The sequence below is a fragment of the Candidatus Tisiphia endosymbiont of Mystacides longicornis genome, assembly GCF_964031095.1.
GTDB lineage: Bacteria > Pseudomonadota > Alphaproteobacteria > Rickettsiales > Rickettsiaceae > Tisiphia.
In genome coordinates this window covers 1,339,796-1,353,575 of the sequence record NZ_OZ035004.1, presented here as the reverse complement: position 1 = coordinate 1,353,575, position 13,780 = coordinate 1,339,796, and the positions used below count along the sequence as shown (strand labels likewise).

Genomic DNA, 13,780 nt, shown 5'->3' with positions numbered 1-13,780 from the left:
TTTACTATAACACATTCATTTTTTTAGCTTGCTGACCGAATTTATCTAAGTGAGGTTGTCCTTGAGCATATTCAGCAGCATATCCTTTAGCAAGTTCGCCATGAGCATTGAGAGTGGTACCAATATTGCCTTTAAACTCACCAAAATTTTGTCCAATATCTTTTTCAGTTGGTGACAGTACATTTGCGGTATCATCATCCAAAGATACCTGTATTACTGTTTCTTGTTCTATGCCCATCTTTTTTACAGCTTTGGCAAGTTCAGAACCATATCGCGAATCAAAGCTAAAATTGAGCAGACTTTTTAAGCGATTTACTTCCTCTACAAATCCTTCCTTTGATTCACCAACAATATCAGCTATATCTGATTTAAATTTTTCTAATGGCATAAAAATATCTTTAATTAATGTTATTTATAGTCAATTCAGGAGAATTTGGGGCTAGGAGCGATGGAGCGACGCCTATAAGTAATAGGCAAGCGACGGTGACAACGCCCCCAACTTCTCATCAATTGACTACAGCTTGAGTAATTGATTGCTTCGACCATTACATGGTCTCGCAATGACACCTGAGGTTTGTGTAATCCTCGCAATGACAGGAATGCAATTCAAGCGTCATTGCGAGAAGGCGTAAGCCTCCTAAGCAATCCAAAAACAATAGATTGCACGACCTACTTACATGATACCGCAATGACTCTTATGTAGGGTACTATATATTTTTACCTAAAACTAAATCTTTTGTTACTATTGGTTTTAATGGTACATTGATGCTGATTACAAAATATCATTATTACTTCAAATTCTTTTAAAAATTCTCTACTAACAGTAATCTTATTGCCTTTACATTGGTTGTTACCTAGCAGATTAATATATATATCGACATTTTTACATATTTCATTCGGAGTAACTTGTTTCAAATCTATCAAACTAGAATCTATCAAAATTGTGTACCCATGGGAAGTAAAAATATTTTTTTCTAAGGGAATTTTTAAGGGAAATATTTTAGCATCCTTTTGACCAAACCAGTTAGCCCAATATATACGTTTAAATTCTGGCATTTCATTATAGTCAATTGATGAGAAATTGGGGACGGTGTCGCTCAATGCTCGCCTATTACTTATAGGCGTCGCTCCATCGCTCCTAGCCCCAAATTCTCCTGAATTGACTATAGCATAAATGTCAAGTTCACCATTGCTATTTTTTATACCAATAGCGTTTAAATTTATATCAAATATGACATTAGGTTTAGGAGAGTTCAGCATTAAAATTACTGATATAATAATTATAATTAGCCCAAGAAAATGCCATTTAGTTCTCCACAAACAAAGCCATAAAAAGCCAAATAAGAAAGTAATTAAGCTAACTTGGCTTATATAGCCAAAATACCATACTGATAATGGTAACGTGTTAGTAAATTTCACCGCTTCAATAATTATATTAATGAAAAAACCTATTAATTTTAGACAGTACTGGTCTATACCGAAGATCATTAAAAATACCGAGATAATAGATAATGGCATCAAAAAGAAAGACATTATTGGTATAGCAATAAGGTTCATCGGAATAGAATAAGTAGGAAATGTATAAAATTGGTTTATTACAACGGGAGCAGTAACTATACCGGCAAGGAAGCTTGAATAAATATTAGAGGCAATATAAAATTTGATTGAAGAAAATATGCCCTTGCTTTCACCTAATATCCATTGATTCCTTATGTAAAATTCATAACCAGCAGTTAGTGATAATACTGCGACAAAAGATAATTGGAAGCTTGGGTGAAATATATATTCTGGATTCATTGATAATATGACGAACGCCGCAATTGCTAATGACCTTAGAGGGTATGGCTTGCGTCCTATCATAACCGCATAAATAAAGATTGCTGTCATAATGAAGGCTCTGGTAGCAGCAATTTGCATGCCACTTAGTTGCAAATAACCATAGCTTCCTATTAAAGAACAAATTGCTGCAATTAACTTTATATCATAATTATAAGCAATATAGTTTGATAAATTTAACAAGAATCTGGTGGATATAAAAAACAGCATCGCTACCAATGATAAATGTAAGCCGGAAACGCAAAGTATATGGGATATACCGCTTTGTCTCATTTCTTTCATTAATTTTCGATCGATGGCTTTGCTTTCACCTAGTAATATTGCAGCGGCGAAATTACCTTTTATAGAACCAAGTATTTGAATCAGGCGGTTGTAAATATTTTTTTTAATTTTATAGACAAAACTATTAGTGTAGAGATCACTATGTGCTATAATTTTAAGGGGGGACAGTGCATAGCCAGTAGCATTAATATCCGCTAAATATGCATAAAAGCCAAAATCATAACCACCCGGCAGAATACTGCTTTGTGGTTTATAAAGCCTTGCCACTAGGCTAATATTATCGTTAATATTAATTTTTTGGGCATATTTTGCCGGCATACTTATTCTGACTTTTTGTAAAACTTGTTTAAGTTTCGTATACTTGCAGCAAAACTGCATAACTTTATCTAATTTTTTTGTTAGTATGAATTTTTTATACATTTGGGTTTCATACTATGCAAATACCATCGATTACTATTGAGCAAGTAGCTCAGCAATTTAAAGCTTGGCGTCAAACTAAAACTAATAAGTTTGATCCTATACCAAACCATCTAAAGGAATTAGTTCACCAATTACTCCATCATTATTCTTACCAAGAGATAGCTAAACATCTTAATATTAATAAAGCAACAATTAGTTCAACTAAAAAAGCCCATGAACCTACCATCAAAACTTCTTCTGTCTCAACTTCAAATCAATCCCTACAACAAAATATTAATTTTCTCCCATTTCAACTAGTAAATTCTATAGATACCGATCCTGTAGCTGCTCCCAAGCAAAATCACTATACTTGTCACATTATTAAACCAAATGGTACCAAGCTTATTATCCAAACACTAGAGCCAAAAACTATAATTCAGACATTTTTATGCTGCAACTAACCCCGGCGTCAGTTATTTTTGTTGCCACTATTGCCATCGATTTTCGCAAGGGTATCGATGGCTTAATCGCTGTTTGTAGACAAAAACTTTCTTCTGACCCTCTTAATGGTTCCTTGTTTTTATTCTATAATAAAAACAGAACTGCCATTAAAATTTTGTCCTTTGACGGTCAAGGCTTTTGGCTATGCTCTAAACGCCTATCCAAAGGTAAATTTACGGCAAAACTTTTCCCATCTGATAATTCATCTTACCAAATTTGTTATAGAACCTTACACATTCTTATTCATAATGGCGATCCTAGTTCTGCCAAATTCTCTAATGATTGGCTTCCTGTCGTTTAAGCTGCTGTCTCGATTAATTCCGTATTATTCATATATCTTGCATAGGCAAAAGGCGTATAATCCTCAGGATGCTTCTTTGCTTTGCTACTATGCTCTTGTAGCCAATTTAAATATTTAAAGGCATTGATCTCGTTCTCACTACAAGTCTTTACTATACTATACAGACCACTATGTATCTCAGCACTATTGATTGTTTTAAAGAATAATGAATTCTTCCTTTGTAAAATAATGGTACGCAGTGATCTCTCAGCCCAATTATTATCAAGATTGCTAACTGGGATTTTTAAAAATTGGGTCAAACCTTCTTTATTATTTATCCAATATTTCATAGCTTGTCCAAGCCTACTATTAGGCTCAACTTTCTTGTCGTTAAATAATTCGTCTATTTTGTTATATATGTTTTCTATATATTTACTGCTATGTTCCTGATGATACCCAAGTTTCTCTTCAGGACTCATCTCTTTACATTGATGTTCATTGTGGTAAATCCCACGTGTTTGTTTGAGAAAATATCCGCATTCTTCAGGGTAATATAGTTCATTTTCTGTAAATTTTCTCTGACCATGTGACAAACAATTGATCATCACTATTATTGCCAGTAATTCTTTATCTGCTTCTGATAATACCGGGTTATTATTGTTACTTGCGTCAGTCATTAATTGGATAGAATCTGTTCTATTCTTACGATTCTTTAGTACGTTACCTATATTTTCTCCACCATGCCTATTACCGGTAAAATATAAAACTATTACCTCATTATTTGCAGTCTTAGCACATATTGTAGTAGTATAACAGCTGCGTCCTTTCTTATTTTGAGTACGTAATTTTTTATTGGCTATAGTAATTTCTAAAATCCTAGCTCTAGTATCATCAAGGTTCAGTGAACTACATTCGGCAGCCATTTCCAATAATACCCCGTAAATTTCAGCTCCACCACCTTCTTGCCAAACATCTAAATATTGTTGCCAGAGCGAGCTGTATGCTATAGGAACCCCGCTTAAACTCTGTAGCCTAGATAAACGGTAGAAAGGAGTACCATAGGTCTTTTGTAACACTATTGCACTTCTGCTACTATTTGTCCATTTGTTGATATTTTTATTGTTCATAACTGTATAATCGCAAGCATTACAGCGTAACGTTTTCTTTACATATCTGTTGACTGTAATTGGAGCATTACCTGTAAATTGTAGCAATTTTCTAGCTTCACTATTATATAGTTTGCCATTATAGCAGTGAGGACAGCTATCACCACTACAAAAATTCTCAGGAGTTAAATAGCTGGTATTCGCATCCTTATAATCATCAAACCCATATTTACCTTGCCAATTACTACGATCTATCTTTTTGGGCTTATCGCACTCTCCTTCATTACCACCATTCCCGTTATCAGATTCACCTGGCGGTTCTTTTAATGAATCTGAACTATCTTTTTTTTGTGATCTGCCTTAAAACCAATCAGCATTTCCTTAAGCTTATTTATACTGATATTTGATGATGCTAGCTTGTCTATTAGCTCGTTACAAAATTTCACAAGCTCTACTATCGTTTGCTGTTCATCTCCCGTTAATGAACTTTCCTTGACATGCTGTATTAGTTCTTCTCGTTCTTCAGCACTTAAGGTCGCTACTTTTGGTTTTTTCATTTGATTAATTATCATTATTATTAATATTTCAAATATTATAATATGACTGCTACTTTTTCAACTAGTTTTTTTATTAATCTGTTTTTTATTAATCGGTGATATTTGCATAGTAGAAATCCAAATTTATACAATAAATTCATACTAGCAAAGAAATTAGATAGTGTTACGCAGTTTTGCTGCAAGTATACTAAGTTTCTGAATTTTTACTTGATATAATATAACCTGCATACCATGAGTAGTTGGTTTCATCGATTCTACGATACCGCTTACTCTTGAGATTATTGGATTGTTAATAGTACTAACATGTAAATTTGATACGCGATATTTGCCAACTAGCATACCACAAAAAAAGGCGATAATTATTCCCGAAATAAATCGCCCAAATATATTGTTTCTTAAAATTAGTAGCGATAAGGAAATTGTGAAAATAGTTAGAATAGATATAAAAGAAGGTTCCTTACTTAAGGTAAAATAAGTACCAATACCACAAATGAAACTAACAAAATACCAAAGATTGAGATGGTGATATTCTTGTTCTAAAATGCTTGTGAAAAAATTAAGAGTTAATTTGTAGTTTCTCAGGATCATCGCACCGAATAGCAGAGTTACTTTTAAGATACTCTACTATTAGATACAAATCAAGTAATCTATTCCCTCATTTCACCATGAATATATAAATCATAAGCTATCTGATAAAAACTAATAGCTTCTTCTACTAGACGAGGAATATTATCAATCTCTATTTTATAGTCAATTGATGAGAAGTTGGGGACGTTGTCGCTCAATGCTCGCCTATTACTTATAGGCGTCACTCCATCGCTCCTAGTCCCAAATTCTCCTGAATTGACTATATCTTCATCAACTAATTTATAAGTTTTTGGTTGCTCCTGTGGGCGTAAGATAATTAAATGATTATCCTTCATAAACCCAAGCAATTGGTAAGTACTGATAAAAGCCCTGTTTGCCGGCGTATTTAATATATCTTGACCAAAAAATTTACTATTATATGAAAAATTTAATAATCCCAAAATAGTAGGGGCAATATCAATTTGACTTGATAAATTATCAACTATCTGTGGTTTTAATATATTAGGAGCATATATTAATAGAGGTATGTGATATTTATTAATTGGTAAATCAGTTTTACCAGCACTTGACGCACAATGGTCAGCCGTGATAACAAAGATAGTATTATCAAACCAGGGGTGAGTTTTGGCTAATTCAAGAAACCTACCAATAGCATAGTCGGTGTATTTAACTGCTGCATTACGCCCACTACCAGACAGCAAATCAATTCTACCTTCGGTGAAAGTATAAGGGCGATGATTAGAGGTAGTCATAATTAATGAGAAAAAGGCTTTGCCTTGATGGTAATTTTGATCAGCTAACTCCAGTGCTTTTATTAGTATATCCTCATCCGCTACTCCCCAAATATTAGCAAAACTTATCTCATTGGATTTTAGATTGCCTCGATCAATTATGTTATAACCATTACCGTGAAAATAATTTTGTAAATTATCAAAGTAGCTATAGCCACCAAATAGGAAATTAGTAACATAGCCTTGATTCCTAAAAACAGTAGCTATATTAAATAGTGACTGATTCTCAGGGCGGCGGATAATGGATGAACCAGGAGTTGGTGGTACTGATAAAGTAATAGCCTCTAAACCCCTTACTGTTCTAGTGCCTACTGCATATAGATTGGTAAAAAATATGCTTTGCTCAGCTAATCTATCTAAATTTGGTGTAATATTTTGTTGATTGCCAAATTTACCCATGAATTCGCTACTAAGACTTTCTACGGTAATAAATATAATATTATATTTTTTATTATTAGAAGAATTAGCTTTGATATAACGTGCTATAGTAGAGTCATCTGAGTATAGTTCTTCATTTTTTGATAAACTGTTGCGAACAATATCTAAAGCCCGTTTTTTATCAATTACTGGATAAAAACTATTATAATCCAAACTATTATTAAAAAAGGCAGAGAAAAACTGATAATGACCATTTCTAGCAAGTTCGATAGCATATTTATTAGAATTTATATCAATTTTATTAGGGTTATAAAAATTAAAAGCCAGTAGGCTAAAGAAAAATAGCATTATCGTGCAGAGAATATATTTCTTACTATTTATTATAGTACTTGCTTGATTAATTATATATTTTCTCAAGTAAAAATTAATCAATAGTGCAATCACTATAATAGCTAGTAATATTTCTATATAGGGCAAAGATTCTTTTACAGTACCAATAATTTCATTGGTATAAATTAAATAATCTACCGCAATAAAATTAAATCTAACACCGAACTCATCCCAAAAAATAATCTCGGCAATGGTAATAAATATTAATAGAGCAATAGTACAGAAATAACCAATAAAGCAACAGCTTAAATACAACAATTTATGCCGAGCCAATAATTTATGGAAGCCAATGATCAGCAGTAAAATTATCGGTAAAAAATAACAAAGAGATATTAGATCATTAAGAGTACCAATAACAAAAATTGACACTAGATCAGATATGGTTATTTGTTGTTGCCATAAAGCGTATGAGCTTAATAGGACGCGGGTAATAAACTGAAATATTAGATAAATTCTAACAATAGGAAAATTGAACAATGTTTTTATCATCTAATAAGAGCAAAAAAGTCTTGGAGGCTTATAAATACTGCTATCCCCTCTGGTTAATTAAATCAGATTTTAATAGTATAGAAAATTTTATTACTTGTCAATTTATAGCTAATCAGATTTTGAATTTTTTGATTACTCAATGCCACTGTTTGATACATTGACTATACATATTTCCTTCGGCATATTAGCAGTTACTTCTTTGCTCATAGGCTATTCTTCTTTTAACTTCTTTATTTCTTCAATGGTTAGTTCGGTTAATTTACTTATATCTTCCATAGGATAGCCTTCTTTCAGCATTTTCTTTGCTATAACTATAGCGTTTTCTTTAATACCTTCAGCTTTACCTTCAGCTTTGCCTTCTTTAAAGCTTTCTTCTAAAGCAATATCTTCCGCATCTTCCTGCAATTTGCATCTTACATATAAGTCGTATTCTGCTGGTGTTAGTCCATGCATCTCGATAACATGGTAAGCTTCTAATACCTTACTACTTTTAATTCCTACAGGGGGGGTATTTTCTTTTGTTGCATATTTAAATAGATGTAACCACTCATCGGCAATACTCAATAATGGTTGCTTAATATCTTTAAATTTTTTAAGCTCTATAAAGACATACGATATATCAAATATGTGTTGCTGTTTCTTAGTTGTGGTCTCAATAGTTTTATGAAAACTTATATATGGTACTTCTTCAGCAAATATTTTTGATTTCATTAATGATATTACTACTATCGGTAATAAATCATTGTGAGTCACCCCTTCTGTAAGTTGTTGAACATATGAATGAGCAGAATAATATTGTAATCTTTTTAAATAATCGGTTTCATTTCTTTTCTGCATCTCGATAATGTACCAATGATCTGACTCATCTTTAACTTTCAAATCAAATACACTTCTCTTACCTTGATGAATTCTAGGTAAATGTTCTAATGAAAGAAAGTTGATTTCCTTAATTCTATGCTTTTCAGGTAAATCAAGAATACTATTAAGAAATTCTTTTAGCCTCTCCAGATCACTAAAGATTTTCTTAAATAGACTATCATTTGTTGGGTCTAAATATTTTTGCATATCAATTACTTCCTTCTATATGCTCGATGTTCTTCAAGAAAGATAGTGTAATCACTTTCCTGCTGAACGAAATTCATAAATACTAATAGGTATGCTGATCGGATAAAATTAAGGTTTGTGATATTTCTCAATCATCCAATCTACAAATGTACTATCAACAGACTGTTTTTTCAGAGCATATTCATATATTTCTTTTATTAGGGCTGTAAGATTAGTAAATGAAAAGTTTAAATTTTTTTCAATTAACATATTAATTGTTATACTAGTAGCCTTGCTAAAGATTTTCATCTGCTCAACAGTTAGCACCTCAAGGTTTATTTCACTGTCAACAATAAGAGCTTCCAAATTAACATCTAAGGCTTTGGCAATTAATTGCAAATTACTAGCACTAGGATTTTTTGAGCTACCATACAAAATGCTATAAACAGTATTTCTACTTATTCCAGTTTTCTTTTCTATTTCTACAGCATTAATATTTTTTTGAATCATTAATGAGTTAAGTTTGGTCTGTAAGTTTACCATATATAACACTTTATTTGTAAAAATTGATATATGTCAATTGATGAGAAATTGGTGAAGCCTTCGCTCAATGCTCGCCTATTACTCATAGGCGTCCTCATCGTTCATGCTACCCAATTCCCATGAATTGACTATATTTAAATATTAAGGTATCTCAATCAAAAAGTAAACAAATAATAATTTATTAATTTATATTTGATTATAATAAATACAAATTATCAAAAATCCTATGCAAATTATCCACAAAAATTATCCACCAAAAGCAGATTCAGAAGAATTATTTTGCTTTCTAGAACCACCACGAAAGCTACTAAGTTTTTTAGATCTAGTTGGATGTTTCAATTTACGTAGTGCTTTGGACTCTATTTGTCTAATACGTTCCCTAGTAACGTTGAATTGCTGCCCTACTTCTTCCAATGTATTATCAGTATTCATCCCTATACCGAATCTCATTCTTAGAACTCTTTCTTCACGAGGAGTAAGGGTTGCTAATACTCTAGTTGTGACCTCCCGTAAGTTCGATTGAATTGCCGCATCAAGTGGTAATATAGCATTTTTATCTTCAATAAAGTCTCCCAAATAGCTACCATCATCATCGCCTACTGGATTTTCCAAGCTAATTGGTTCTTTAGCTATCTTCATCACTTTACGTACTTTATCAACTGGCATAGAAAGGCGAGCGGCAATTTCTGCTGGAGTTGGTTCATAACCTAACTCATTCAACATCTGCCTAGAAGTACGGATAATTTTATTAATGGTCTCAATCATATGCACAGGAATACGTATGGTTCTAGCTTGATCAGCAATAGCTCTAGTAATAGCTTGTCTAATCCACCAAGTAGCATAAGTAGAAAATTTATACCCCCGACGATACTCAAATTTATCAACTGCCTTCATTAACCCAATATTTCCTTCCTGAATTAAATCTAAAAACTGCAATCCACGATTTGCATATTTTTTAGCAATCGAGATAACTAGACGAAGATTAGCTTCTATCATAGCCTTTTTTGCCCGAAGAACCTGTCTTTCACCTTTTTGTATGGTATGCACTAATTTTTTAAATTCAATAATTGGCAAACCGCTAATCACTTCCATGCTTCTTAATTCGCTAATCATTTGATCCGTGACATCAGATTCTTTAGCAAGGAAGTTCCTCCAATTAGCATTTTTATTTTTTTGCATTTGCCTTTTCCAATTCTCATCAATTACTGCTCCCATATATTCACTTAGGAAAGATTGACGAGTTACGCCATATTTTTCAGCTAATTTAAGAAAATTTCCTTCTTTATGCACTAATTCTTTATTCAGACTATATATTCTATTAAGAATTTCCTCCGTTCTTTTAGAGTGAAAATGGATAGCAGAAATTTCAACAATTATTAACTGTAAATTCTTGGCATATTTTTTGTTATCTTGCAACCCCTTAGGTTGAGGATAACGTGCATAATGTTTTTTTGCTTCAACTAACAACTCTTCAGAAAGTTTAGCAATTTTTTCCATACGCTTGACAACAGCAGGTAATAACTGTAATTCAATAGTAGCTATTGATAAATTACTAGCTTCTTCATGCTCTTCATGGTCTGATTCCAGATCGTTATTATGATTTTCTTCAGAATTACCACAATATTCGTGAACCATATTAGCTTCTAAATCAATCAAATCTCGAAGTAAGATTTTTTCATTAGCTAAATCCTCATGCCATTTAATAAAGAATTTCATCGATATTGGATTTTCACAAAGTGATTTAACCATTATCTCTTTGCCTTCCTCAATATCTTGAGCTACTTCTATTTCAGCCTCACGAGAAAAGAGTCCTACTCCACCCATATCTCGTAAATATAATCTTACTGGATCATCGGTTGAGCCTATATTTTCTTCTTCACTGTCATCCTCAGGCTCACTATCAACATTATTAGATAGTTTAAATTCTTCATCTACATTAATATCAAGTTTAATCTCATCTTCATCGCCTTCTATAATATCAACTCCAGCCTCAGAAAACTTTGATATTACCTTTTCTAGATCATTTACTGATATATTATTAGTGATTGGAATAACTTTATTTATATCATAATAAGTAACTGCCTTACCTTTTGCTTTGGCTGATTTAACTAAGTTATCAACTGCTTCGCCTTTTTCATCTATATTCTTTTTCACTTCTGTCATAATTTATAAACCTTAAGTCAATTAGTAAAAGATTCGTTTAGATTATAAAGTTCTTTAGAGACCCTCATAATTTCTTCTCGGTATAGCATAGCTTTTTTCAATTCTTCATCCGTTCCATTTTGAATAATGGAACTATATTCTTGTTTTAATAGTACTAGGTGATGTTTCTTATGCAACCATTGCCAAAGCAAGTCAGAATCTATATCATTCTTGTTAAATGATAAATCTAGAAATAGATTATTAGATTTTGACAATAGCGAAAAAGTCTCATAAAATCCAGCTTTTTCTGCCAAATCAATAATATTCTCATGATCTAACATATCATTGCTAATAATCTCTGCAAAATACCAATCACGAAAATCTTCAAGCATTTTGTTTTGAAAATTTAACGTTAATAAAAAATCCTTTATTTCTTGCTTGTTAACTATCTCTGGAAACTTTACTAACATCATACAAAAAACTTGTTCTAACATCTCAATTTCCGAATAGTCAGGAGCTGAAAATATTACATTTGAATTTCTTACCCCTCCCTTACTTTGACGTTTAATTAAATTTTGCCATATTTGCTCTTTAAAATATCTATAGTAATTATGGCTAAGAGTCCTATCTTTTATTTGCTTACAATAATCTTCAAGATTCTTTTCCAAAATAGCTTTATCTTCCGGGGTTACAAAACTCTTACCTTCATATTCGGAACGCCAAATCATTTCGGATAGATTAATCCTTTTATCAAAAATTTTGGCAAAGCCCCCTGCCCCATCTTTATTGATAATATCATTAGGATCACTGCCGCCAGGTAACATCACAAAGGAAATTTTCTTATTACCATTTATCAACGGTAATACTAGGTTAATTACTCGCTGAGTAGCTTTTATCCCCGCCATATCACCATCTAAACAAAGTGCTATTTCATCTCCGGCACGCCATAATTTCTGCAAATGATTCTCTGTAACCGCAGTACCAAGACTTGCTACTGTCTCTTTAAAACCAGCCTGATGCAAGGCAATAACATCTAAGTACCCCTCAACCAAGATTGAATGGTTTTTCTTATAAGCAACACTAATCGCATTATTCTCTCCATATAATGTTTCATTTTTCTGAAATAATATGGTTTCCGGAGAATTTAAATATTTAGGCAATCCATTACCAATTACTCGTCCTCCGAACCCAATTACCTTGTTATAAATATTCCTAATCGGAAAAATTATCCGGTTATAAAATATCTCATACATTGTACCATCATTTCCCTTGCCCACTAAGCCTGCTTTTTGAAGTTTTTTCAAAGATATTGATTTTTTTTCAAAAAACTTCTGCAATTCCTTAGCCGGAGGAGCAAAACCAATAGAAAATTCCTTAATTGCCTCTTTACTAATACCGCGGTCACGTAAATAATTACATACTTCTTGTGACAATTGTGAGGTAAAAAACCTTTCTGCCATCCCTAAGATATCAAGTAGTTCATCCGATTCTTCATGCAATTTTTGTTGCTCTACGGTTAATTTAGGCAATTCAATGCCATAATCATTGGCAAGTTTAATAGCTGCTTCTTTGTAAGATAAACCGTTAAGGCTAGCAACAAATTTTATAACATCTCCATGAACAGTGCAGCCAAAACAGTAATAGAACCTCTTGGCGTCATTCACAGTAAATGATGGAGATTTTTCAACATGAAAAGGACATAGACCCAAGTAATTCCCAGATTTTTTAGTTAAAACTACTTTTTGCCGAACAATATCTGATAAATTAATCCGGGTTCTAAGAAGTTCATAAAATTCTAATGGAATTCTCATAAACCTAAAATAAAGGTGAATATAATCGTAGAAAAGCAGTAAGTAAGAGGTATTAATAAATTATCGTTGATCAATAAATCTTTTGCATAAAATTCACCAATAGCAGTAACTACAGAACTAATTATGATAACAGTAAAACTAGTATGATAACCGATGAAAAAATACACCAACATGCTAATAAAAATTGCAGAAATTAGAAAAGCAATAGAACCTTCCAGTGACTTACCATTTTCTAGAGGCTTACCTATTTTAGTACCAACTAATGCCGCAAGACAATCAGCTATTATCAATATCAACCAAGACGAAATCGCTAAACCTTTTGAAAATAAAAGAGCTGTCAAAAAAAATCCAATTGCCATAAAACTACTACCACTTAACCTAAATAAACCGCTCTGTTCCTCGGGTCTCATAAACTTTCTAAGAAATCTATCTGTGAATTTTTTAATATATAAATTGTAGTTCCTGGCAATATCTACATATAATACACAGGCAGTAAGTAAAAATAATAGTGTAGTAATAATTAATTTAGATGAAAATAAATAAAATAGTGGTATAATCAAGCTGTATAAATGGAAGGTTTTGCGTTGTATCTCAAATTTAAATATTTTAGTTTGCATGATAATCTAAAAGGGCTGTTTGACAA

13 protein-coding genes are annotated in these 13,780 nt (G+C 32.3%); 2 read left to right on the top strand and 11 right to left on the bottom strand.

The window, feature by feature from the left end:
* Nucleotides 1-4: 4 nt before the first annotated feature.
* Together ACQH6S_RS06860 and ACQH6S_RS06855 are read right to left on the bottom strand one after the other, a co-directional pair.
* Nucleotides 5-388 carry a hypothetical protein gene (locus ACQH6S_RS06860; protein ID WP_425364451.1) on the bottom strand — a complete coding sequence of 128 codons (384 nt, stop codon included), beginning with the start codon at nt 386-388 and terminating at the stop codon, nt 5-7.
* A 329-nt stretch (nt 389-717) separates the two neighbouring features.
* Nucleotides 718-2,538 (bottom strand): ComEC/Rec2 family competence protein, encoded by a 1,821-nt coding sequence (locus tag ACQH6S_RS06855; RefSeq protein ID WP_425364450.1) that lies wholly within the window; start codon nt 2,536-2,538, stop codon nt 718-720.
* A gap of 14 nt (nt 2,539-2,552) precedes the next feature.
* Here ACQH6S_RS06855 and ACQH6S_RS06850 point away from each other — a divergent pair, with 14 nt between their 5' ends.
* On the top strand, nt 2,553-2,978 hold the full coding sequence (locus tag ACQH6S_RS06850) for a hypothetical protein (protein WP_341758053.1): 426 nt from the start codon (nt 2,553-2,555) through the stop codon (nt 2,976-2,978).
* Nucleotides 2,966-3,319: an IS66 family insertion sequence element accessory protein TnpB gene (tnpB, locus tag ACQH6S_RS06845; RefSeq protein WP_341752109.1), complete on the top strand. Its 354-nt coding sequence runs from the start codon at nt 2,966-2,968 to the stop codon at nt 3,317-3,319. The genes ACQH6S_RS06850 and tnpB overlap by 13 nt, the downstream gene beginning before the upstream one ends.
* Here tnpB and ACQH6S_RS06840 read toward each other — a convergent pair.
* The 9 genes from ACQH6S_RS06840 to ACQH6S_RS06800 form a co-directional block, all read right to left on the bottom strand.
* Nucleotides 3,316-4,425, bottom strand: coding sequence for an IS66 family transposase (locus ACQH6S_RS06840; protein WP_425364395.1), 1,110 nt, complete (start codon nt 4,423-4,425; stop codon nt 3,316-3,318). The genes tnpB and ACQH6S_RS06840 overlap by 4 nt on opposite strands.
* 302 nt (nt 4,426-4,727) lie before the next feature.
* On the bottom strand, nt 4,728-4,976 hold the full coding sequence (locus ACQH6S_RS06835; RefSeq protein WP_341758049.1) for a hypothetical protein: 249 nt from the start codon (nt 4,974-4,976) through the stop codon (nt 4,728-4,730).
* 138 nt (nt 4,977-5,114) lie between these two features.
* On the bottom strand, nt 5,115-5,549 hold the full coding sequence (locus ACQH6S_RS06830) for a hypothetical protein (RefSeq protein ID WP_425364449.1): 435 nt from the start codon (nt 5,547-5,549) through the stop codon (nt 5,115-5,117).
* Between the two features lie 59 nt (nt 5,550-5,608).
* On the bottom strand, nt 5,609-7,597 hold the full coding sequence (locus tag ACQH6S_RS06825) for a sulfatase-like hydrolase/transferase (RefSeq protein ID WP_425360416.1): 1,989 nt from the start codon (nt 7,595-7,597) through the stop codon (nt 5,609-5,611).
* A 210-nt stretch (nt 7,598-7,807) separates the two neighbouring features.
* A complete protein-coding gene (locus ACQH6S_RS06820) occupies nt 7,808-8,662 on the bottom strand; it encodes an Rpn family recombination-promoting nuclease/putative transposase (RefSeq protein WP_425360417.1) in 855 nt (284 codons plus the stop codon).
* Between the two features lie 108 nt (nt 8,663-8,770).
* Nucleotides 8,771-9,184, bottom strand: coding sequence for a helix-turn-helix domain-containing protein (locus ACQH6S_RS06815; protein ID WP_094649341.1), 414 nt, complete (start codon nt 9,182-9,184; stop codon nt 8,771-8,773).
* 246 nt (nt 9,185-9,430) lie between these two features.
* Nucleotides 9,431-11,347, bottom strand: a complete 1,917-nt coding sequence (gene rpoD, locus ACQH6S_RS06810; protein ID WP_425360419.1) for an RNA polymerase sigma factor RpoD — start codon at nt 11,345-11,347, stop codon at nt 9,431-9,433.
* A 17-nt stretch (nt 11,348-11,364) separates the two neighbouring features.
* Nucleotides 11,365-13,137, bottom strand: coding sequence for a DNA primase (dnaG, locus tag ACQH6S_RS06805; RefSeq protein WP_425360420.1), 1,773 nt, complete (start codon nt 13,135-13,137; stop codon nt 11,365-11,367).
* Nucleotides 13,134-13,754: a diacylglycerol/polyprenol kinase family protein gene (locus ACQH6S_RS06800; protein ID WP_425360421.1), complete on the bottom strand. Its 621-nt coding sequence runs from the start codon at nt 13,752-13,754 to the stop codon at nt 13,134-13,136. Before ACQH6S_RS06800 ends, dnaG begins: the two co-directional genes overlap by 4 nt.
* Nucleotides 13,755-13,780: the final 26 nt, after the last annotated feature.